General features: G+C 73.4%; 18 protein-coding genes. 4 read left to right on the top strand and 14 right to left on the bottom strand.

Annotation, left to right across the window (positions count from 1 at the left end; all coding sequences use genetic code 11):
* Positions 1-147: 147 nt before the first annotated feature.
* From ACFYU9_RS06320 to ACFYU9_RS06295, 6 genes are all read right to left on the bottom strand, one after another.
* The gene (locus ACFYU9_RS06320; RefSeq protein ID WP_389343109.1) at positions 148-1791 is read right to left on the bottom strand and encodes a beta-N-acetylhexosaminidase; all 1644 of its coding nucleotides are present in this window, start codon (positions 1789-1791) and stop codon (positions 148-150) included.
* A 4-nt stretch (positions 1792-1795) separates the two neighbouring features.
* Complete coding sequence (locus ACFYU9_RS06315) at positions 1796-2680, bottom strand: carbohydrate ABC transporter permease (protein ID WP_389344117.1); 885 nt, start codon at positions 2678-2680, stop codon at positions 1796-1798.
* Positions 2681-2685: 5 nt separating this feature from the next.
* Positions 2686-3585 (bottom strand): carbohydrate ABC transporter permease, encoded by a 900-nt coding sequence (locus ACFYU9_RS06310; protein WP_389344115.1) that lies wholly within the window; start codon positions 3583-3585, stop codon positions 2686-2688.
* 158 nt (positions 3586-3743) lie between these two features.
* On the bottom strand, positions 3744-5075 hold the full coding sequence (locus ACFYU9_RS06305; RefSeq protein WP_389343106.1) for an extracellular solute-binding protein: 1332 nt from the start codon (positions 5073-5075) through the stop codon (positions 3744-3746).
* A gap of 209 nt (positions 5076-5284) precedes the next feature.
* Positions 5285-5569 carry a DUF3039 domain-containing protein gene (locus ACFYU9_RS06300; RefSeq protein WP_362476211.1) on the bottom strand — a complete coding sequence of 95 codons (285 nt, stop codon included), beginning with the start codon at positions 5567-5569 and terminating at the stop codon, positions 5285-5287.
* 97 nt (positions 5570-5666) lie between these two features.
* Positions 5667-6227, bottom strand: a complete 561-nt coding sequence (locus ACFYU9_RS06295) for a YqgE/AlgH family protein (RefSeq protein ID WP_389218799.1) — start codon at positions 6225-6227, stop codon at positions 5667-5669.
* A 262-nt stretch (positions 6228-6489) separates the two neighbouring features.
* On the opposite strand from ACFYU9_RS06295, the gene murA reads away from it, so the two are divergent.
* Positions 6490-7836: a UDP-N-acetylglucosamine 1-carboxyvinyltransferase gene (gene murA / locus ACFYU9_RS06290; protein ID WP_389218796.1), complete on the top strand. Its 1347-nt coding sequence runs from the start codon at positions 6490-6492 to the stop codon at positions 7834-7836.
* A 124-nt stretch (positions 7837-7960) separates the two neighbouring features.
* On the opposite strand, the gene ACFYU9_RS06285 is transcribed toward murA, so the two are convergent.
* The 4 genes from ACFYU9_RS06285 to ACFYU9_RS06270 all read right to left on the bottom strand — a co-directional run bounded on the left by ACFYU9_RS06285 (position 7961) and on the right by ACFYU9_RS06270 (position 13440).
* Positions 7961-8242, bottom strand: a complete 282-nt coding sequence (locus tag ACFYU9_RS06285; protein ID WP_389218793.1) for an HU family DNA-binding protein — start codon at positions 8240-8242, stop codon at positions 7961-7963.
* A gap of 350 nt (positions 8243-8592) precedes the next feature.
* Positions 8593-10029: an NAD-dependent malic enzyme gene (locus tag ACFYU9_RS06280; protein WP_389218791.1), complete on the bottom strand. Its 1437-nt coding sequence runs from the start codon at positions 10027-10029 to the stop codon at positions 8593-8595.
* A gap of 354 nt (positions 10030-10383) precedes the next feature.
* Entirely contained in the window at positions 10384-12747 is a 2364-nt protein-coding gene (locus ACFYU9_RS06275) for a HelD family protein (RefSeq protein ID WP_389218789.1), read from the bottom strand.
* Between the two features lie 138 nt (positions 12748-12885).
* A complete protein-coding gene (locus tag ACFYU9_RS06270) occupies positions 12886-13440 on the bottom strand; it encodes a CGNR zinc finger domain-containing protein (protein WP_389218786.1) in 555 nt (184 codons plus the stop codon).
* A gap of 363 nt (positions 13441-13803) precedes the next feature.
* Between ACFYU9_RS06270 and ACFYU9_RS06265 the strand changes: the two genes are divergently transcribed.
* Positions 13804-14643: a helix-turn-helix domain-containing protein gene (locus ACFYU9_RS06265; protein ID WP_389218844.1), complete on the top strand. Its 840-nt coding sequence runs from the start codon at positions 13804-13806 to the stop codon at positions 14641-14643.
* Here the strand turns inward: ACFYU9_RS06265 and ACFYU9_RS06260 are convergent.
* Positions 14640-15176: a GNAT family N-acetyltransferase gene (locus ACFYU9_RS06260; RefSeq protein ID WP_389218783.1), complete on the bottom strand. Its 537-nt coding sequence runs from the start codon at positions 15174-15176 to the stop codon at positions 14640-14642. The two genes, ACFYU9_RS06265 and ACFYU9_RS06260, sit on opposite strands and share 4 nt — an antisense overlap.
* An 80-nt stretch (positions 15177-15256) precedes the next feature.
* Between ACFYU9_RS06260 and ACFYU9_RS06255 the strand changes: the two genes are divergently transcribed.
* Positions 15257-15790, top strand: a complete 534-nt coding sequence (locus ACFYU9_RS06255) for a DUF1772 domain-containing protein (protein WP_389343103.1) — start codon at positions 15257-15259, stop codon at positions 15788-15790.
* Here ACFYU9_RS06255 and ACFYU9_RS06250 read toward each other — a convergent pair.
* The 3 genes from ACFYU9_RS06250 to ACFYU9_RS06240 all read right to left on the bottom strand — a co-directional run bounded on the left by ACFYU9_RS06250 (position 15787) and on the right by ACFYU9_RS06240 (position 19552).
* The gene (locus ACFYU9_RS06250) at positions 15787-17019 is read right to left on the bottom strand and encodes a uroporphyrinogen-III synthase (RefSeq protein WP_389218777.1); all 1233 of its coding nucleotides are present in this window, start codon (positions 17017-17019) and stop codon (positions 15787-15789) included. The two genes, ACFYU9_RS06255 and ACFYU9_RS06250, sit on opposite strands and share 4 nt — an antisense overlap.
* Positions 17020-17104: 85 nt before the next feature.
* On the bottom strand, positions 17105-18460 hold the full coding sequence (locus ACFYU9_RS06245; protein ID WP_389343100.1) for an MFS transporter: 1356 nt from the start codon (positions 18458-18460) through the stop codon (positions 17105-17107).
* Positions 18461-18568: 108 nt separating this feature from the next.
* Positions 18569-19552, bottom strand: a complete 984-nt coding sequence (locus ACFYU9_RS06240) for a LysR family transcriptional regulator (RefSeq protein ID WP_389218771.1) — start codon at positions 19550-19552, stop codon at positions 18569-18571.
* Between the two features lie 83 nt (positions 19553-19635).
* On the opposite strand from ACFYU9_RS06240, the gene ACFYU9_RS06235 reads away from it, so the two are divergent.
* Positions 19636-21078, top strand: a complete 1443-nt coding sequence (locus tag ACFYU9_RS06235; RefSeq protein ID WP_389343097.1) for an MFS transporter — start codon at positions 19636-19638, stop codon at positions 21076-21078.
* Positions 21079-21104 lie beyond the last annotated feature (26 nt).

The raw sequence follows: 21104 nt of genomic DNA, 5'->3' as shown, positions 1-21104 counted from the left end.
GGGTCCGCGAAGGACGGTTCCGTCCGGGACGTGGGCGGAGGTCCCGCGAGCGACGGTAACTTCCGTTTTGCCACGTGTGGGTGAACCCGGGGCGATAGGTACCTCACACGCGCCCCACCCGCGCGCCGCCCGCGCTCGCGCGCCCCCTCACGCGTTCGGGGGCGTCCCGTCGAGCGGGCGGCCGAGGACGCCGGGGCGGCGCTGCCAGGGGCGGGGGCCGGCGGGCGGGCGGTAGTCGACGCCGAGGGCGTCGAGGCGCCGGTAGTGGGTGCTCATCCGGCGCTCGAATCCGGCCACGTCGCGCGCGTGGGGAGCGGGCAGCCGGGACCAGGCGACCTCGGCGAAGGCGGCGAGCCGCGGATAGGTCTGGTAGTCGACGCGGGCGCGGTTCTCCATCACCTCGGTCCAGACGTTGGCCTGGGTGCCGAGGACGTGCGCGGCGGCCTCGGGGGCGAGGCCGGGCGGCACGGGCTCGAAGCGGTAGACGTCGGCGAGGGTGCGGACGTACCCGATGGGCATCGGCTCGTCCTCGCCGGGCGCCTGACGGTGGTCCAGGTAGACGTGCTGCTCGGGGCACATGACGACGTCGTGGCCGGCCTCGGCGGCGGTGACCCCGCCCGCGTACCCGCGCCAGGACGACACCGTGGCGCCCTCCGCCAGGCCGCCCTCCAGGATCTCGTCCCAGCCGACGAGCCGGCGTCCGCGCGCGGCGAGCCAGCGGTCGAAGTGGCGGACGAACCAGGACTGCAGGCCGTCCTCGTCGCCGACGCCGAGCTCCTCGATCCGGGCCTGGGCGGCCGGGGAGGCCCGCCACTGGTCCTTGGGGCACTCGTCTCCGCCGATGTGCACGAAGGTCGACGGGAAGAGGTCGAGCACCTCTTCGAGGACTCCCTCGAAGAAGCGGAGCACGTTGTCAGTGGGGGCGAGTACGTTCGGATTGACTCCCCAGGTGTCCCAGACGGAGAGGGCGGTGGTGTCGATGACGTCGGTGTTGCCCAGTTCGGGGTACGCGGCGATGGCGGCCTGCGCGTGTCCCGGCAGGTCGATCTCGGGGACGACCGCGATATGCCGGTCGGCGGCGTAGCCGACGATCTCGCGGATGTCGTCCTGGGTGTAGAAGCCGCCGTGCGGCGTGTCGTCCCACAGCGGCGACGCCCGGTGTCCCCACTTGCTCCGCGCCCGCCAGGAGCCGACCTCGGTGAGCCGCGGGTGGCGCTTGATCTCGATGCGCCAGCCCTGGTCGTCGGTGAGGTGCAGGTGCAGGACGTTGAGCTTGTGCGCGGCCATCAGGTCGAGCTGACGCAGTACGTCCTCCTTGGGCATGAAGTGGCGGGCGACGTCGAGGAGGAGGCCGCGCCAGGGGAAGCGGGGCGCGTCCTCGATCGTCCGCGCCGTCAGGGCGGCGAGCGGTCGCGCCCGGACGGGTGCCTTGCGGAAGGCGTCCGGGCCGAGCAGCTGACGGAGGGTCTGCGCGCCCCAGAACACGCCGGCCGGGCTCCCGCCGGTGATCTCGACGACCCGGGTGACCAGGATGTCGAGCCGGTACGCCTCCGGGGCGAGGCTGTCGTCGAGGCGCAGCCGGATGCTGTTCGTCGCGTTGTCGTCGGCCGTCTCCCGCAGCGGCAGCGCGAAGGCGGCGCCGAGCACCGTGCGCAGCCAGCGCTCGGTGGTCTCGGTGCCGGATCCGGCGCTCAGGGTGGTCCGCCGGTCCAGGACGAAGCCGCCGCGATACGGCCCCTCGACGCGTACGGGCGCGGGGATCAGGTCGTGTCCGGCAGTCTCATGGGTCATCGCGTCAGTCCTTCACCGCGCCGCCGAGGCCCGAGACCAGGCGGCGCTGCACGAGTACGAAGAAGACGAGCACCGGGATCGTCATCACGGTCGACCCGGCCATGATTCCTCCCCAGTCGTTCTCGTCGGGCTTGAAGAAGACGAGCAGCGCCATGGGCAGGGTCGACTGCGAGGTGTCGCTGATGAGGAAGGACTTCGCGAAGAGGAAGTCGTTCCAGGTCGAGATGAAGGAGAAGACGCTCGTCGCGACGAGCCCCGGGAAGACGAGCGGGAAGAGGATCTGCCACAGGAAGCGGACGCGGCTCGCGCCGTCGATCGCCGCCTGTTCCGCCAGGGCCTCCGGGACGGCCCTGACGAAGCCGCGGAGCATCCAGATCGCGAAGGGGAGGGAGAAGGCGAGGTGCGGGAGGACCAGGGAGCCCAGGGTGTTGAGCTGGCCGAGGTCCCGCATGAGGAAGAACAGCGGGATGGTCAGCGCCTCGACGGGCACCATCTGCGCGACGAGGAACATGACGAGGAGCGTGGTCCGCAAGCGGAAGCGGAAGCGGGTGACGGCGGTCGCGGCGAGGAAGGCGATGACGGCGGAGGCGACGACCACCGTGCCGGCGACGAGCAGCGAGTTGAGGAAGTAACGGCCGAAATCCTGCTGTCCGAAGACGCGGCGGAAGGAGTCGAGGGACGGGGACAGGGTCCAGGGGCGGGGTGAGGCCGACTGGATCTCGCCGGCCGGTTTGAGGGCGGAGAGGACCATCCAGTAGAGGGGGAAGGCGACGACGGCGGCGATCAGCAGGGTCAGCGCCTCGGCGGCGAGCCGCCCGGGCCTGCGGATCCGGGACCCGAGGCGCGTCCGGGATGCGGGGCCCGTCCGGGACCCGGCGCGGGTACGCACGGCGCTCACAGTTCCTCTCCCTGACGGCGCAGCAGCCGGAGGTAGCCCAGCGTCACCGCCAGCAGGATCAGCAGCATCACGACGCCGATGGCGGAGCCGAGGCTGTACTGGGACGAGGCGAACGCCTTCTGGTACGCGTACACGTTCAGGACCAGGCTCTGGCCCGCGATGCCGCCGCCGCCCGTCATCACGTAGATCTGGGTGAAGACCTTGAAGTCCCAGATGACCGACTGGATCGTGACGACGGCCAGGATGGGCCGGAGCATCGGCGCCATGACGGAGCGCCAGATCCGCCACTGCGAGGCGCCGTCGAGCGCGGCGGCCTCCAGGACCTCGGCGGGGATGGACCTGAGGCCCGCGTAGACGGTGACCATCACGAAGGGGAACGAGCACCAGACGACTTCGAGGAGGACCAGGGCGAAGGCGCTGTAGCGGCCGTACGTCCACGAGAAGCCGTCCAGGCCGAGGACGCGGTCGACCGGCCCGTAGTCCGGGTCGAAGAGGAACAGCCACACCGTGGAGCCGGTGACGGCCGGGGTCGCCCAGGCGCCGAGCGCGGCCAGCGTCAGGGCGAGCCGGGGCAGCGCGCGGACCCGGGTGAGGAGGACGGCGAGGGCGCAGCCGGCGGCGAGGGTGGTGACGACGCAGGCGGCGGCGAAGAGGACGGTGGCGAGGAGGACCTGCCGGAACTGGGGGTCCTCCATGAGGGCCGTGTAGTTGCCGAGGCCCTGGAAGGAGGTGGGCGCGCCGCCGCTGACCTGGGCCTGGGTGTACTCCAGGAGGGAGATCAGGCCGAGCTGGTAGACGGGGTAGACGAGGAGCGCGCCGAGGACGGCGAGGGCGGGCAGCAGATAGAGCCAGGGGGTCCAGGGGGATCCGGAACGGCGGCCGGCCGGCCGGCGGATCGGTGGGCGGGTCGCGGAACCGGCCTGTTCCTTGCGCCTACGGTCTGCACCGCCGTGGTCTTCACGGTTGCGGTCGTCACCGCCACGGTCTGCACGGTTGCGGTCCTCACCGTCGCGGGTGGTGGGCGCGGTCGTCTTCACGTCCGTCCGTCCCGGCCTCAGCGCGCCGCGGCGAAGGCCGCGTCCATCTTCTTCGCGGCGTCGCCGGACGCGGCCTCGACGTCCTTACGGCCGCTGATGATCTCCTGGAACATCGTGGGCAGCACGAGCGAGGCGTCGATCTGCCCCCAGCCGGGCGAGGCGGGGACGGACTTCGTGCCGGCGGCGAGGGTGTCGGTGAACGGCTTGACGAAGGGTTCCCTGCGCGCCGCCTGCTGCCGTACGTCGGTGTAGGTGGGCAGGAAGCCCATCGCGTCGAAGAGCCGGCCCTGGGTCTCCTTGCCGGCGAGCTGCTTCATCAGGTCGACGGCGAGGGTGCGGTGGGAGGTGCTCCTGAGGACGCCGAGGTTGTTGCCGCCGGCGAAGGCGGGGGCGATGGAGCCGGGTGTGGTGCCGGGCAGCGGCGCGACCGCGTACCTGCCCTTGACCGGGCCCGCCTCGACGGCCGAGTGGCTGAAGTCGCCGCCGATGGCCATGGCGGCCTTGCCCGAGGCGAAGGCGGTGACGGTGGCGTTGCCGCCCATCTGGGCGCACTTGGCGGCGGGGCAGTTGTCGTCGCCGAAGAGGGCGGTGTAGGCGGTGATGCCCTTGCGGGCGGCGTCGCTGTCGATGGCGGAGGTATAGGAAGCCCCGCCTGTCCCACCGGACCCACTGGTCTCGCCCGTCCCGCCGCCTGCCGTGGCGAGTTCGCCGCCGTTGGCCCAGACGAAGGGCAGGGCCCCGTAGGTGTAGGCGCCGCCGACGGCGATCCCGTACAGCTCGGGCCTGGCCTTGCGGATCTTCCTGGCGGTGGCGGCGAGCTCGTCCTGGGTCCTGGGGACGGTGAGGCCGAGCTCGCGGAAGACGTCGGTGCGGTAGTAGAGGGCGCGGACGCCGGCGAAGAGCGGGGCGCCGTAGACCTTGCCCGCCACGGTGACGGAGGAGCGGGCGGTGGGGTCGGCGTCCCGGGCGTCGGGCCAGGCGCCGAACTCGGCGGTGATGTCGGCGAGTCCGCCGTCCTTCACGTAGCCGGCGGTGTCGGTGTTGCCGTACTCGACGAGGTCGGGCGCGGACGAGGGGTCGTTGAAGGCGGCCTTGACGCGCTGGGCGCGGGTGTCGACGGGGATGTACTCGACCTCGACCTCCACTCCCGCGTTCCGCCGCTCGAAGGCGGCGACGGCCTGGGCGACGACCCGTTCCTTGGGCTTGTTGTCGACCTCCTGGAAGAGCCAGACGCGCAGGGTGCCGGTCTTGTCGTCGGTGGTGGCGGCGCCGCCGGAGGTCTGTGGGGCGCAGGCGGCCAGGGCCAGGAGAGCGAGCGGCAGGGCGAAGGTCCGGGCAGGAAGCTTCATGGCGGTTCAGATCCCCTCCGAGCATGTTGCAACATGTGCAACGGACGTTTCGTTCTGCACAACGACACGCGTGAGGCTAGGGGCCTGCCGGGACCACCACAAGGGGCCCGGACCGCCGGGGCGACGAAAACGGCCCCCGGCGCGCGCACCGTCAGGCGCGTACGCCGGGGGCCGTCCCCGACTGCGGAAGGGCTCGCGGGCCCGGGGGGCTACTTGTCCTTGCCGCCCTTGTCCTTGTCGCCGCCGGCGCCCATGGAGTCGTAGATCTCCTTGCACATCGGGCAGACCGGGTACTTCTTCGGGTCGCGCCCCGGCACCCAGACCTTGCCGCAGAGTGCCACCACGGGAGTGCCGTCGAGGGCACTCGCCATGATCTTGTCCTTCTGGACGTAGTGGGCGTAGCGCTCGTGGTCGCCGTCACCATTGGACACCTGCGGCGTCGGCTCGACGAGGGTTCCCGTACCTGCCCCGCGCTCGGGCTCGAGAGTGCTCATGGGACCCAAGGGTACTGGGTACGGAAAGCCTCGCGACCCGCCTCGCGACCCGCCTCACGCCCGCTCCCGGGCCTCCTCCCCCGGCCCGTCCCGCGCGTCAGTTGAGCGAGGGGTCGTCCGGGTAGGTGGCGACCATCGCGAGCTCGCCCCGCTGGCGCCGCAGCACCTGCCGCCAGAGGGTGTCGGGGCGCGGCGAGGAGACGTCCCCGGGCTCGGACTCGACCACGTACCAAGCGCCGTCGCGCAGCTCGGTCTCCAGCTGGCCGGGGCCCCAGCCCGCGTATCCGGCGAAGATCCGCAGCGCGCCGATGGCCGGGCCGAGCAGCTCGGGCGGGGTCTCCAGGTCGACCAGGCCGATCGCGCCGTGCACCCGCCGCCAGCCGAGCGGACCCTCGTCGCCGGGGATGACGGCGATGCCGAGGGCGGCGTCGAGCGAGACGGGGCCGCCCTGGAAGACGACGCCGGGCTCGCCGGCGAGCGCGGCCCAGGGCGCGAGGATGTCGCCGACCGTGACGGGCGTGGGGCGGTTGAGGACCACGCCGAGGGAGCCCTCGTCGTCGTGGTCGAGCAGGAGCACCACCGTGCGGTCGAAGTTGGGATCCGCGAGGGCGGGTGTCGCGACGAGCAGCCGGCCTGTGAGCGAGGACACCTCGGTCATGCGACACATGATCCCGCATCTTCGGCGATCGCGGGGGTTGTCCGGCCGGGTCCGGGGCAGGTGTACGCCGTCCCAGCTCAGCCCGGCCCCGGGGAGGGGCCGGGAACCAAGCGGACGGTGACGCTCCGCAAGATCACGGAGACGGAGGGTGTTGTGCCCAATTCATTACGTTCGCGGAGCCCCCTCGGCCACACAATCGGGGTCTGATCGCCCCTTACCCTTTTCTCTGGCCACCCGACCGACGACCCGGAACGCGAGATTCATGACCGGCACAGACAGCCATGACGTACTGCTTGTCCACGGTGGCACCCCGCTGGAGGGCGAGATCCGCGTTCGCGGCGCGAAGAACCTCGTGCCCAAGGCGATGGTCGCCGCCCTGCTCGGCAGTGAGCCGAGCCGACTGCGCAATGTGCCCGACATCCGTGACGTGCGCGTGGTCCGCGGGCTGCTCCAGCTGCACGGCGTGACGGTCCGCCCCGGCGAGGAGCCGGGCGAGCTGATCATGGACCCGACGCACGTCGAGTCCGCCAACGTGGCCGACATCGACGCCCACGCCGGCTCCTCGCGGATCCCGATCCTCTTCTGCGGCCCGCTGCTGCACCGCCTCGGCCACGCCTTCATCCCGGGCCTCGGCGGCTGCGACATCGGCGGCCGGCCGATCGACTTCCACTTCGACGTGCTGCGCAAGTTCGGCGCGACGATCGAGAAGCGCGCGGACGGGCAGTACCTGGAGGCCCCGCAGCGGCTTCGCGGCACCAAGATCCAGCTGCCGTACCCCTCCGTCGGCGCCACCGAGCAGGTGCTGCTCACCGCCGTCCTCGCCGAGGGCGTCACCGAGCTGTCGAACGCGGCCGTGGAGCCGGAGATCGAGGACCTCATCTGCGTGCTGCAGAAGATGGGCGCGATCATCGCCATCGACACCGACCGGACCATCCGGATCACCGGTGTCGACAAGCTCGGCGGCTACAACCACCACGCCCTCTCCGACCGCCTGGAGGCGGCCTCCTGGGCGTCGGCGGCGCTCGCGACCGAGGGCGACATCTACGTCCGCGGCGCGCAGCAGCGCTCGATGATGACCTTCCTCAACACGTACCGGAAGGTCGGCGGCGCCTTCGAGATCGACGACGAGGGCATCCGCTTCTGGCACCCGGGCGGCTCGCTCAACGCGATCGCCCTGGAGACCGACGTGCACCCCGGCTTCCAGACCGACTGGCAGCAGCCGCTGGTGGTGGCCCTGACCCAGGCGTCCGGCCTGTCCATCGTGCACGAGACGGTGTACGAGTCGCGGCTCGGCTTCACCTCGGCGCTGAACCAGATGGGTGCCCACATCCAGCTGTACCGCGAGTGCCTGGGCGGCTCGGCCTGCCGCTTCGGCCAGCGCAACTTCCTGCACTCGGCGGTCGTCAGCGGCCCGACCAAGCTGCAGGGCGCCGACCTGGTCATCCCCGACCTGCGCGGCGGCTTCTCGTACCTGATCGCGGCCCTCGCCGCCCAGGGCACCAGCCGGGTCCACGGCATCGACCTGATCAACCGCGGCTACGAGAACTTCATGGAGAAGCTCGTCGAGCTCGGCGCCAAGGTCGAGCTGCCGGGCAGCGCGCTCGTGTAGTTCGCGCGGCCCGTGAAGGGCGCGCAGACGGACGAACGGAAGGGCGGCCACCCCCTGACAGGGTGGCCGCCCTTCTGCTTGCCCTCAGGCCGCCTGGGCGGCCTCGGCGCGCTGCCTGCAGGCCTTACTTGCCCTTGGCGGCTTCCTTGAGCTTCGAGCCCGCGGAGACCTTCACGCTGTAGCCGGCCGGGATGTTGATCGGGTCGCCGGTCTGCGGGTTGCGCGCGGTGCGAGCGGCACGGTGGGTGCGCTCGAAGGTCAGGAAGCCGGGGATGGTGACCTTCTCGTCGCCCTTGGCGACGATCTCGCCGGCGATCTCGGCGAAGGCGGCCAGCACGGCGTCGGCGTCCTTGCGGGTCACCTCGGCACGGTCGGCCAGGGCGGCCACCAGCTCACTGCGGTTCATTTCGTTACTCCCGTGTTTCTTCTTGCCTGTGAGGCGGGTTGCCTGTGAGGCGGGCCACGCGGCGGGGCCGCATGATGGGCACTGCGAAGCCGATGCTGCCAGGGCCCTCGGACACTCCCCGGACCCGGGTCTGGTGCCGGACCCTCGCGCCCAGACCGCATCCTGCCCCCACCAGCGGCGGGAACGCCAATCCGGCACCCTCCGGGGTCACACGAAAAGCGCCACCGCCCCGCGCTGGTGACGTTGCGTCGACTCCGCACGGACGGTGCGGAGCCGGACTACCACCCTAAAGGCGGGTTTGGGGTGCGGCGACTCGCGACACGCACGGCGCCGCCGCACCCCGGTGACACTCAGACGCCGTTGACGCCGTTGGCCGCGCCCGCGCCCGCCGCCTTCGCCGCGGTGCGCACCGCGCCGGCGACGGCGCCCGCGACCTTGTCGTTGAAGACCGACGGGATGATGTAGTTCGGGTTCAGCTCGTCCTCGGTGACGACGTCGGCGAGCGCGCTGGCCGCGGCCAGCATCATGTCGGTGTTCACCGTGCGGGACTGAGCGTCCAGCAGGCCGCGGAAGACACCCGGGAAGACCAGCACGTTGTTGATCTGGTTCGGGAAGTCCGAGCGGCCGGTGGCGACGACGGCGGCCGTCTGGCGGGCGATCGCCGGGTCCACCTCGGGGTCCGGGTTCGCGAGCGCGAACACGATCGCGCCCTCGGCCATCGCGGCCACGTCCTCGGCGCCGAGCACGTTCGGGGCCGAGACGCCGATGAAGACATCGGCGCCGACGACGGCCTCCTTGAGGGTGCCGGTGACGCCCTCCGGGTTGGTGTTGTCGGCGATCCAGCGCAGCGGCGTGCCGGCCGCGGCGTCCACCAGGTCCTCGCGGCCCGCGTGCACCACACCGTGGATGTCGGCGACGACCGCGTGCTTGACGCCGGCCGCGATGAGGAGCTTCAGGATGGCCGTACCGGCGGCGCCGGCACCGGACATGACGACCCGTACGTCCCCGATGCCCTTGCCGACCACGCGCAGCGCGTTGGTGAGCGCGGCGAGCACGACGATCGCGGTGCCGTGCTGGTCGTCGTGGAAGACCGGGATGTCGAGGGCCTCGCGCAGCCGGGCCTCGATCTCGAAGCAGCGCGGCGCGGAGATGTCCTCCAGGTTGATGCCCGCGAAGCCGGGGGCGATGGCCTTGACGATCTCGACGATGGCGTCGGTGTCCTGGGTGTCCAGGCAGATCGGCCAGGCGTCGATGCCGGCGAAGCGCTTGAAGAGGGCCGCCTTGCCCTCCATGACGGGCAGGGCGGCCTTGGGGCCGATGTTGCCGAGGCCGAGGACGGCGGAGCCGTCGGTCACGACTGCGACGGAGTTGCGCTTGATGGTGAGGCGGCGGGCGTCCTCGGGGTTCTCGGCGATCGCCATGCAGACCCGGGCCACGCCGGGCGTGTAGATCATCGACAGGTCGTCACGGTTGCGGATGGGGTGCTTGGACGCCATCTCGATCTTGCCGCCGAGGTGCATCAGGAACGTACGGTCCGAGACCTTGCCGAGGACGACGCCCTCGATCCCGCGCAGCTGCTCGACGATCTCCTCGGCGTGCGCGGTGGAGGTCGCGGCGATGGTGACGTCGATGCGCAGCTTCTCGTGACCGGAGGCGGTGACGTCGAGACCGGTGACGGAGCCGCCGTGGGACTCCACCGCCGTGGTGAGCTGGGAGACCGCGGTGCCGCTCGCGGGCACCTCGAGCCGGACCGTCATCGAGTACGAGACGCTGGGCGCCGTTGCCATGACCGTGTTCCTCTGCTTTCCCTGGCTTCGTTGCTACGCCGTCCCTGCTGGTCGCCGGGCGGCGCCCTCCGATCGTCGCACCTACCTGCCGGTAGCAGGTAATACGGTCTTTTCGTTTTCGGAAAGTAGTTTCCACCATACGAGAGACGACGGGGAAACAGAAGAGGCCCCCGCCACCCGAAGGTGACGAGGACCTCTGCAAGCAAGCGACACCGACCCGCCATGCTCGCCTCGCGGCAAGTGGTCCCTCTAAGGGACGAAGGTTGGGCCCGGGGGCTTGGATCGAGCCGGTGTCACGACAAGGCTAACAAACGCCCCTGGCAAGCGATTCCCGCGACGCAGGTTGACTTGAAATCAGTCGCGCAGCAGGTCCGGCACGCCGTCCGCGTCCGGCAGGTCCCGGTCGCCCGAGATCACCGTGAGCGCCTGCGTCGACCGGGTGAGGGCCACGTAGAGCACCCGCAGCCCGGCCGGCGACTCGTCCGCGATCTCCGCGGGCGAGACCACGACCGTGGCGTCGTACTCCAGGCCCTTCGCCTCCAGCGAGCCGAGTGCCACCACCCGGTCGCCGAGCCCGGCGAGCCAGCCGGCCGCCTCCCGGCGCCGGTCCATGGCGACGACGACGCCGACGGTGCCGTCGACCTCGCCGAGTAGCCGCTCGGCCTCCAAACGTACGGTTTCGGCCATCCGCCGCTTGTCGTCGACGGCCACGAAGCGGGGCTCGACGCCCGTGGAGCGCACCGCCCTCGGCGACTCCTTGCCGGGCATCGCGAGCGCGAGCACCTTGGCGGCGAGCTCGGCGATCTCGGCCGGGTTGCGGTAGTTCACGGTGAGCTCGAAGCGCCGGCGCGGCCGGCTGCCGAGGGCCTCGTCGCGGGCCGCCGCGGCCTCGTCCGGGTCGGACCAGGAGGACTGGGCGGGGTCGCCGACGACCGTCCAGGTGGCGTGCCGGCCGCGGCGGCCGACCATGCGCCACTGCATGGGCGTGAGGTCCTGGGCCTCGTCGACGATGACGTGGGCGTACTCGGTGCGCTCGGCGGCGAGCCGCTCGGCCCGCTCGCGCTGCGACTCCTCGCGCACCGGCATCAGCTCCTCAAGCCCTGTGAGCTGGTCCAGCGGGTCGTACTCGCGCTTCTTGCGCGGCCGGACCGGGGCGCCGAGGAGCGTGGCCAGCTCGTCGAGCAGGGCCACGTCGTGCACCGAGAGGCCGGGGCGGCGCAGCGAGCGGGCGAGGCGCCGCACCTCGCCCGGGTTGAGGATCCGGCGGGCCCAGCGGCCGAGCCGCTTCTCGTCGGCCATGGCGTCGAGCACCTTGAGCGGGGTGAGCTCGGGCCACCAGGCGTCGAGGAAGCCGAGGAAGGAGTCCTCGGTGGACACGTCCTCGTCGAAGGAGGAACGCAGCTCGGCGGCGAGCTCGGGGTCGCTGTGCCGGCCGGCCGCGCCGGACTTGGCGTACAGCGCGTCGAGCAGCAGCCGACGGGCGCGCGGGCGCAGCAGGTTGACGGGCGCGGTGCCGCCGAGCACGTTGTGCCGGATCCGCCTGAGCTCGTCGGCCTCCAGCTCCAGGCGGCGGCCGAAGGCGACGACGCGGAGCAGGGTGGGCGTGCCGGTCGGCGCGGGCGCCTCGTCCTCCTCCTCCCCGAACGCGAGCTGGCCGCCGTCGGCGGCGGCCGGGGCGGCGGGCTTCGGCGCGGGCGTCTCCAGGGCGCCGCGGGCGGCCTTGCGCAGCACGGCGAGCATCCGCGACGAGCCCTTGACCCGGGCGACGGCCGGCTCGTCGTACGCGTCGGCCTCGGCGCCGTCGACGAGCGAGCCGAGCGCGCGGATGGCGACCTGGCCCTCCTCGCCGAGCGAGGGCAGCACGCCCTCGGTGTACGAGACGAGCAGCGGCGTCGGCGAGACGATGAGGATGCCGCCCGCGTAGCGGCGCCGGTCCTGGTAGAGCAGGTAGGCGGCGCGGTGCAGCGCGACGGCGGTCTTGCCGGTGCCGGGGCCGCCCTCGACGTAGGTGACGGAGGCGGCGGGCGCCCGGATGACCAGGTCCTGCTCGGCCTGGATGCTGGAGACGATGTCCCGCATGGTGTGGCTGCGGGCCCGGCCGAGCGCGGCCATCAGGGCGCCGTCGCCGATGACCGGCAGCTCGCGTCCGTCGAGCGTGGCCTTCAGCTCGGGGCGCATCAGGTCGTCCTCGACGCCGAGGACCTGGCGGCCCTTGGAGCGGATGACCCGGCGGCGCACCACGCGGCCCGGGTCCACGGGCGTCGAGCGGTAGAAGGGCGCGGCGGCGGGCGCGCGCCAGTCGATGACGAGCGGGGCGTAGTCGGAGTCGAGGACGCCGAGCCGGCCGATGTGGAGGGTCTCGCCGATGTCGGCCGTGTTGTCGGGGCGCACGGCGTCGTCGGCGGGTTCGACGGAGGTGTAGGCGCCGTCGGGGCCCTTCTTGCCGTCCTTGCCGTACAGCAGGTCGATCCGGCCGAAGAGGAAGTCCTCGAACTCGTTGTTGAGCCGGTTGAGGTGGATGCCGGCCCGGAAGACCTGGGCGTCGCGCTCGGCGAGGGCGCCGGGTGTGCCGACCTGACCGCGCTTGGCGGCGTCGTCCATCAGGAACTCGGCTTCGTGGATCTTCTCCTCGAGGCGGCGGTAGACCTGATCCAGATGTTCCTGTTCGACACCGATCTCACGGTCTCTGACCGTGTCGACGGCTTCCTGCGCGGCCACCGGGGCCCCCTTCTGACGTGCACTGGGCAGCCGTCGAGCGTACGCCACCACGGGGCGATATGTCAGGGCCGGGCCCGTATCGGCGGGCCGCGCCGCTGTGATGTCGGTCCCCCCGGCGGGACGGCCCGGTCCGCCGGCTCACTCCTCCAGCCGGCCGGCACGGTGCCGGGCGACCCGGGCGCGGTTGCCGCACGCCTCGCTGGAGCACCAGCGGCGGCGCCGGCCGCGCGAGGTGTCGAGGTAGCAGCGGCGGCAGCCGGGGCCCTCGCAGCGGCGCAGCAGGGCGCGGGCGGCCGGGTCGGTGAGCAGGTCGACGGCGTCGCGGGCGACGGCGGCGAGCAGGGCGCGGCAGTCGGGTTCGCGGCTGAGGGTGCGCACGAGGTGCCCGGAGCGGGTGGGTACGGCGCGGGGCGCGGGCGGCGCGGCCGCGGCGGCGAGCGCGTTGAGCAGTTCCAGGGCGGCGGGCCGGACCGGGCGGCCGTCGAGCTGGGCGGTGACCAGGTCGGCGACGCAGTCGCGCAGCTCGCGGAAGGCGCGCAGCCAGCGGGCGTCGAGGGCGCGCAGCCGGGTGGCGGGCGGGACGAGGCCGGCGGCGCGCAGGAAGACGGCGAGGGTCTCGGGCCGGTCGAGGGGTTCGGCGGCGAGGTCGAGGCAGACGCGTCCGGAGGCGAAGCCCGCCGTCCGAGCAGCCATGCCCGCGTCCCCCTCTCGTGTCGCCACCAGAGTGCTCCCGGCAGCCGGGGCTGGCCAGGGGGCGGCGCGGGCAGTGGCGGAAAATAGTCGGCCCGGGCGTACGGGGGAGCCGCCCGGGCCGACTGGAAACCGAACGGCTCGGGGGGATGCCGTCCGGTCGTCCATGGAGTCCTCGCAGGTCAGCGCGAGGCACCGCCAGCATGAACGTTGAACGGTTTAATATCTACGAGCCGTTTTTCCTACGAATTCGCACACGGGAAAATCAGGACACAGGGCAGCGGCCCCTGGCACGACGGACAACGCACGAGGACAGCGCGAGACGCACGTCGCGCGACGCACGAGGCACGACGCACCGGGGGTGTGGTGAACAAGACGGCGCTACGGGCCCTCCTCAAGGAGCGCCGCGAGCTGATCGCCCCCGAGTCGCACGGCCTCTCCCGGCCGACCGGCCGCGGCCGCCGCGCCCGCGGCCTGTCGCAGCAGCAGGTCGACGAGCTGACGCTGCGCGCGGTCGACACGTACAACCGCCTGGAGACCGGCCGCTACCCGAACCCGCCCGCCGACTACCTCCGCCAGGTCGCCCGCCTCTTCGGCCTCAACGAGCAGGAGTGGGTGTCGCTGTGCCGGTACGCGGGCATCGGCGACCCGCCCGGGCCGCTGCACGCCTCCTCCGGCCTGGAGGTGCCGGGCGTCTGGCAGGAGGCCGTGGACGGCATCTCCCACATGGCGTACGTGACCGACGCGTCCTGGAACCTGCTCGCGCACAACCGGCACTTCGCCGACATGTACCCGGGCGGCGTGGCCCCGGCGAACACCATGCGCTGGATGCTCCTCGACAAGGAGGCCCGGGACACCACGCTCATCGACTGGCGGTACGGCTGGGCGCCGCTGATCCTGCCCCAGCTGCACGCCGCCATCGCCGCGCGCCGCGACGACGAGACGCTGCGCCGCATCGAGCACGAGGTCCGCGCCGATCCGGACCTCGGCCCGCTGTGGGAGGCGGGCGGCGCGCACATCCACCCGGACGGCGACGAGCGCCCGATCCACCACGCTCTCCTCGGCCGCGGCCACGTCACGATCTGCGCCGCCCAGCCGCTCACCGCGCCGGGCGCCCGGCTGATCATCATGATCTTCCGCCCGGGCCTCCAGAAGGCCCACGCCCGCGCCCCGATGCTGCGCGCGACGCCGAGGCAGGGGCCCTAGGCCTTCGGCGGCGGGTCGTCGTGCAGGATGCGCTGGAAGAGGTGGTGGTCGCGCCAGGCGCCGTCGATGTGCAGATAGCGGGGCGCGGTGCCGATCCGCTCGAAGCCGCACTTGGCGAGGACCCGTTGCGAGGCGTGGTTGTCGAGCAGGGTGCCGGCCTCGATCCGGTGCAGGCCGAGCTCCTCGCGCGCGGCCCGGCAGACCTCCTCGGTCAGCGCGGTGGCCAGACCACGGCCCCCGTACTCCGGGTCCACCCAGTAGCCGAGCGAGGCGCTGCGGAACGGGCCGAGGGCGATCCCGGAGAGGATCGCCACGCCCGCGATCCGCTCGCCCCCGGGCAGCCGGTCCACCGCGAACCAGCGCCGGGCGCCGTCCCCGAGCCGTGCGGCCTGCCCCGCCGGCGTGTAGTACGTCTCGGCCCGGTACGGCTCCCAGGGCTTCATGTACGCGCGGTTGCGTGCCACGGCCGCGGCGAGCGCGACGGCGTCTTCGGGGGCCTCGGGGGCCGCGGGTCTGATCGTGACGGTGCTCATCCGCGTACCGTAGACGCCCGCGTATGCCGGTGCGACGCGCAACCATGTCCGGGGCCCAACGCCCGCCCTTGAATGGGCACATGACGAAGACGGGCGAGAGTGCGAAGGGGGCCGCCGGGGCGGTCCTGGGGGCGGCGGCGGTGGCGACGGGGCTGACGGCGGGGGTGTGGTTCGCGTACGCCTGCTCGGTGATGCCGGCGCTGGCGCGCAGCGACGACCGCAGCTACGTCGAGGTGATGCGCAACGTCAACGACGTCATCCAGAACCCGGTGTTCTTCACCGCGTTCTTCGGCGCGCTGCTGCTGACGGCGGCGGCCGCCTGGCGGCTGCGGGCCGGCGGCCGGGCGCGCGGCTGGACGGTGGCCGCGCTCGCCCTGTACGTGGCGGTGTTCGCCGTCACCTCGGCGGCGAACGTCCCGCTCAACGACGCCCTCGCGGCCGCCACGGACCCGGTGCGGGCCCGGGCCGCCTTCGAGGGCCCGTGGGTGGTCTGGAACGACGTCCGCGGAGTGCTCACCCTGGCCGGATTCGGCTGCCTGCTGCGGGCGTTGGCGGTAGGGGGCCGGGTCAGGCCTCAGGGCCCGGCCGACCCGGCTCTCCGGCCGGCCCCCTAACGGGTCTCCTCGGCCCCGTACTTGGTGTCGGCCGCCGGGTCGAGCGCGAGCCGGTAGCCGCGCTTGACCACCGTCTGGATGAGCTTCGGGGCGCCGAGGGCCGTACGGAGCCGGGCCATCGCGGTCTCCACGGCGTGCTCGTCGCGGCCCGCGCCCGGCAGGGCGCGCAGCAGCTCGGCGCGGCCGACGACCCAGCCGGGGCGGCGGGCGAGCAGCCCGAGCAGAGCCATCCCGGCGGGCGGCACCGGGCGCAGCGCGCCGTCGACGAGGACGGCGTGGCCGCGGATCTCGACGCGATGGCCGGCGACCGGCAACGCCCGTGCACGGGAGGGCAGTTCGCGGCAGAGGAGCTGGACGAGCGGGCCGAGCCGGAAGCGTTCGGGCTGGTGGGTGCCGATGGCGAGGGACTGCAGCGGCAGCGCGGTCACCGGGCCCACGCACACCGCGAGGACGTCGTGCCGCAGCGCCGCCACCAGCTGGTCGAGGAGCCCGCGGACGCGGGCCCGGTCGATGAGCGAGGCGGCGGCCGGGGCGCTGGTGAAGGTCACCGCGTCGAGGGCACGGGCCACGGTGGCGTCGAGGAGCCGGTCGAGCGGGCCGGGGTCCTCGGGCGGCATCCAGCGGTAGACGGGCACCGGCACGACCTCCGCGCCGCCCTCGGTGAGCGCCTCCACGAACCCGGGCAGCGGCTCGCCGTGCAGCTGGAGCGCGACGCGCCGGCCGGCGACGCCCTCGCCGAGCAGCCGGTCGAGGACCTCGGCCATCGACTCGGAGGACGGCGACCAGGTCTCGGTGAGCCCGGCCGCCCGCACCGCGCCCTTCACCTTGGGCCCGCGGGCCAGGAGTTCGACCGTGCGCAGCCGGTCGAGCAGCGCCTCGCCCAAGCCCCAGCCGTCGGCCGCCTCGACCCAGCCGCGGAAGCCGATCGCCGTGGTGGCGACGACGACGTCCGGGGCGTGGTCGACGAGGTCCTTGGTGGCGGCGAGGAGTTCGGTGTCGTCGGCGAGCGGCACGATCCGCAGCGCGGGGCCGTGGACGACCGCTGCGCCGCGGCGCCTCAGCAGCGCGATGAGCTCGTCGGCGCGGCGGGCGGCGGTGACGCCGACGGTGAAGCCCGCGAGGGCCCCGTGCCCGCCCGGGCCGCTGCCGCCGGTGTCCCGGTCGTCCGTGTCCCGATCGTCCGTGCGCTGCTCGTCCATGCGCTGCTCGCCCCTGCCCCGCTCGTCCATGCCTGCCGAGACTGCCGGGCCGGGATGTCGGTCCGGGTTCACCCGTATTTCACAGTCGTTACGGCCCTCGGGGGCCCACTTTGACTCACACCTCGGCGGGATCGCGCCGCACCTCCACGCCCGCCGCCGTGTCGGGCACCGGCGCCGCCGCGGACGGCCGCCGAAGGTATACCGCCCAGGTGACGGCCATGCACGCCGCGTAGAAGACGAGGAAGGCGGCATAGGCGCCGGTGCCGGAGCCGACCGCGCGGAACGACTCCCGGAACGCCAGGTTGATGCCGAGGCCGCCGAGCGCGCCCACCGCGCCGATGAGCCCCATCGCGGCGCCGGACAGCCGGCGGCCGTGCGCCCGGGCCGCCTCGCCGGCGAGCCCCTTCTCGTACCCCTGGGCGAGGAAGACGGCCGGGATCATCTTGTACGTGGAGCCGTTGCCGAGGCCGCTGAGCGCGAACAGCGCGATGAAGCCGGCCAGGAACACGGGCAGCGACCCGGCGACCGAGGCGCAGAGCACGGTCCCGGCGGCGACGGCCATCGCCGCGAAGGTCGCCAGGGTGATCCGGGCGCCGCCGTGCCGGTCGGCGAGCGCGCCGCCGACCGGGCGGACGAGCGAGCCGAGCAGCGGGCCGATGAAGGTGAGCGAGGCCGCCTGGAGCGGGGTGCGGCCGAACTGGGTCTGCAGCACCAGACCGAAGGCGAAGCCGTAGCCGATGAACGAGCCGAAGGTGCCGACGTAGAGGAACGCCATGATCCAGGTGTGCCGCGCCCGCACCGCCTCCCGGGCGGCGCCGGCGTCGTTCCTCACGGGCGCCAGGTTGTCCATGAACAGCGCGGCGCACACGGCGGCCACGACGATCAGCGGCAGATAGACGCCGAGCACGATCCGCGGGTGCGGCGCGCCGGCGGTGCCGATGACGAGCAGGCCCACGAGCTGGACGACCGGCACGCCGATGTTGCCGCCGCCCGCGTTCAGGCCGAGCGCCCAGCCCTTCTTCCGCAGCGGGAAGAAGGCGTTGATGTTGGTCATGGAGGAGGCGAAGTTGCCGCCGCCGGCACCGGTGAGCGCGGCGACGAGCAGGAAGGTGCCGTACGAGGTCCCCGGCTCCGTCACCGCGTACGCGAGGCCGGTCGGCAGCAGCAGCAACAGCGCGCTGAACACGGTCCAGTTGCGTCCGCCGAAGCGGGCGACGGCGAAGGTGTACGGGACGCGGATGACGGCCCCGACGAGGGTCGCGGTGGCGATCAGGAAGAACTTGCCGGCGGGGTCGACGCCGTACCGCGGACCCATGAAGAGGACCATGACCGACCACAGGCTCCACACCGAGAAGCCGATGTGCTCGCAGAACACCGAGAACCACAGGTTCCGGCGCGCGATCCGTTCGCCCCGCTCCCGCCAGAAGGTCTCGTCCTCCGGCTCCCAGCGCTCGATCCACCGACCGCCCATGTCGCACCTCCGCGGTGTCGCATCCCGTCCTGCCCCTGTGACGGCGACGCTAGGGAGGCCGCGTTTCGGGTGCCGGTGCCGCGAGGTGACGGGGACGGAACCTTGCACTCACCCGGAGCGCACAGCCGCTGTGAGCGCCCCCAGCGCCTCCTGGTCCGGCAGCCACGAGCCTGCCGGACGCACGCCCCACCCCTCCTCGGCGGTGAGCTCCGCGGCGGCGCGGCGCAGGGCGTCGAGCGCGGGATGGGCGAGGCCCCTGCGCCAGACGAGGCTCACCGGCGACAGCGGTACGGGGTCGACGAGCGGCCGCAGCACACTGCCGGGCATCGGCGGGAAGTCGACGACGGCGAGGACCGGCGTCGGGGCCTTGGCCATCACCCGGCGGAACTCCTCCCGGCCGACGACGAGCGGCGCGGGCGGCGCGAGCAGGATGCCGCGGCCCTCGAAGAGGCGGGCCGCGAGGTCGGTCCACTCGGGCGTACGGTCGTTGCCGGCGCCCGCGTAGACCCGGCGGCCGGCGAGCGCGTCCAGCGGGACCTCGGCGAGGCCGGCCAGCGGGTCGCCCTCGGGCAGCAGCACGGCCATCGGCTCGTAGCGCACGAACTGCGCCTCGACCCGGGCCCGCAGCTCGGGCGCCAGCCCGCCGTACCGCCCGAACGACGCGTCGAGCCGCCCCGCGAGCATCTCCCGCACGGCGCCGGTCAGCCCGCTCTCGTAGCGGGCCATCAGCTCCAGGTCCGGGGCGAGTTCGCGGGCGCGGGCGAGCACCCGCTCGTGGGCGAGGCCCGCGCTGTTCAGGTCGACGAGCAGCGCGCGGACCTCGCCGCGGAAGGCGTCGGCGAGTTCGTCGTGGGCGGCGAGGACCCGGTGGGCGTACGGCAGGAGCCGCTCGCCGTCCACCGTGAGCGCGACCTGCCGGGTGCTGCGCACGAACAGCTCGGCGCCCAGCGCGCGTTCGAGCCGGCGCACGTCCCGGCTGAGCGCCTGCTGGGCGACGAAGAGCCGGGCGGCGGCGCGGGTGAAGTGGAGTTCGGCGGCGACCGCGACGAAGGAGCGGAGCAGGCGGGGATCGAGGTCGTTCAGCGAGGGCACCGCCGCAGTCAACAACAGAAGTGCGTGAATGGCGAGCGAAGAGGTGTTGGACCGCCGGGGGCGTGCCGAAGGACGGTGGACCCATGCCGCCATCCGACCTGACCCTCACCCCCGCCGGCCCGGCCCTGGCCCCCCGCTACCGCGAAACCCCGCCCCGCACCCGCAGCACCCGCACCCCTCGCCTCACCCGCCGTACCCTCCGCGCCCTCCGCGCCCTCCGCGCCCTCCGCCGCACAGCCCGCCGCACCCTCCGCGCCCCTCGCCGCACCGGCAGCACCGGCAGCACCGGCAGCACCGGCAGCACCGGCAGCACCGGCAGCACCGGCAGCACCCTCCGTGCCCCTCGCCGTCCCGCCAACCCCTACCTGCGCCTCTTCACCCTCCCCGGCACCCGCGCCTTCACCGCCGGCAACCTGATCGCCCGGCTGCCCATGGGCATGTTCGGCATCAGCGCCGTCGTCATGATCGCCGGAGCCTACGGTTCCTACGCCCTCGCCGGCGCCGTCAGCGCCACCGGCATGGCCGCCGGCGCGCTCACCGCGCCCTGGATCGCCCGGCTCGTCGACCGCCACGGCCAGGCCCGCGTCGCCGTGCCCGCCACCGCCTACGCCGTCCTCGGCCGGCTCGTCCTGCTGCTCTGCGCCCACGCCCAGGCCCCCGCCTGGACGCTCTTCCTCACCACCGCCCTCACCGCCACCGCCCCCAACACCGGCGGCATGTCCCGCGCCCGCTGGGCGCACCTGCTCAAGGACGCCCCCGACGCCAAAGCCGCCCTGCACACCGCCAACGCCTTCGAGCAGGCCGCCGACGAACTGTGCTTCATGCTCGGCCCGGTCCTGGCCGCACTCCTGTGCTCCACGCTCTTCCCGGAGGCCGGCACGCTCGTCGCCGCCGCCCTCTTCCTCACCGGGGTGCTGCTCTTCGCCGCGCAGCGCACCACCGAACCGCCCGTCGCCCCGCGCCCCGCCACCGCGCCCGGCCCACCGCTCCGCGCCCCCGGCATGCCCGCGCTGCTCACGGTCTTCCTCGCCACCGGCGCGGTCTTCGGCTCGATGGAGGTCGTCACCCTCGCCCACGTCGACGGCCCCGCCGCCGGCCCCGTCCTCGCCCTCCAGGCCGCCGGCTCCTGCGCCGCCGGCCTCCTCTACGGCCGCGCCCGCCGCACCCCCGGCCTCGCCACCTGCCTGGCGGCCATGGCCGCGCTGATGACGCTCCCCCTCCTGGCCGCCCCCACCGGCTCGCTCGCCGCCCTCGCCGCCGCCCTGCTCCTGGCCGGCACGGCCACCGCGCCGACCATGGTCACGGCCATGACCCTGACCCAGCGCCTCACCCCGCCGTCCCAGCTCAACGAGGGCATGACCCTCGCCGTGACCGCCCTCCTGGGCGGCATCGCGGCGGGCTCGGCAGCGGGCGGCTGGCTCGCGGAGCACGCCCCGACGACGACGTACGGCTATGTGCTCCCGCCCGCGGCGGCGACGCTTGCGCTGGTGGTCCGGGGCATGACGAAGGCCCGGCAGTCGTCGTGACGACCACCGGGCCTGCGCCCACATGG

It is taken from the genome of Streptomyces sp. NPDC004327, assembly GCF_042873935.1.
In the GTDB taxonomy this organism is placed as follows: domain Bacteria; phylum Actinomycetota; class Actinomycetes; order Streptomycetales; family Streptomycetaceae; genus Streptomyces.
The sequence above is the reverse complement of the archived record's forward strand: the minus strand, read 5'-3'. Positions and strand labels throughout refer to the sequence as shown.

Excerpts from the sequence above, each read along its gene's own strand:
- ACFYU9_RS06320 (WP_389343109.1), bottom strand. The coding sequence starts at position 1,791 with ATGACCCATGAGACTGCCGGACACGACCTGATCCCCGCGCCCGTACGC.
- ACFYU9_RS06305 (WP_389343106.1), bottom strand. The coding sequence starts at position 5,075 with ATGAAGCTTCCTGCCCGGACCTTCGCCCTGCCGCTCGCTCTCCTGGCC.
- ACFYU9_RS06300 (WP_362476211.1), bottom strand. The coding sequence starts at position 5,569 with ATGAGCACTCTCGAGCCCGAGCGCGGGGCAGGTACGGGAACCCTCGTC.
- ACFYU9_RS06295 (WP_389218799.1), bottom strand. The coding sequence starts at position 6,227 with ATGACCGAGGTGTCCTCGCTCACAGGCCGGCTGCTCGTCGCGACACCC.
- murA (WP_389218796.1), top strand. The coding sequence starts at position 6,490 with ATGACCGGCACAGACAGCCATGACGTACTGCTTGTCCACGGTGGCACC.
- ACFYU9_RS06285 (WP_389218793.1), bottom strand. The coding sequence starts at position 8,242 with ATGAACCGCAGTGAGCTGGTGGCCGCCCTGGCCGACCGTGCCGAGGTG.
- ACFYU9_RS06280 (WP_389218791.1), bottom strand. The coding sequence starts at position 10,029 with ATGGCAACGGCGCCCAGCGTCTCGTACTCGATGACGGTCCGGCTCGAG.
- ACFYU9_RS06270 (WP_389218786.1), bottom strand. The coding sequence starts at position 13,440 with ATGGCTGCTCGGACGGCGGGCTTCGCCTCCGGACGCGTCTGCCTCGAC.
- ACFYU9_RS06260 (WP_389218783.1), bottom strand. The coding sequence starts at position 15,176 with ATGAGCACCGTCACGATCAGACCCGCGGCCCCCGAGGCCCCCGAAGAC.
- ACFYU9_RS06255 (WP_389343103.1), top strand. The coding sequence starts at position 15,257 with ATGACGAAGACGGGCGAGAGTGCGAAGGGGGCCGCCGGGGCGGTCCTG.
- ACFYU9_RS06250 (WP_389218777.1), bottom strand. The coding sequence starts at position 17,019 with ATGGACGAGCGGGGCAGGGGCGAGCAGCGCATGGACGAGCAGCGCACG.
- ACFYU9_RS06245 (WP_389343100.1), bottom strand. The coding sequence starts at position 18,460 with ATGGGCGGTCGGTGGATCGAGCGCTGGGAGCCGGAGGACGAGACCTTC.
- ACFYU9_RS06235 (WP_389343097.1), top strand. The coding sequence starts at position 19,636 with ATGCCGCCATCCGACCTGACCCTCACCCCCGCCGGCCCGGCCCTGGCC.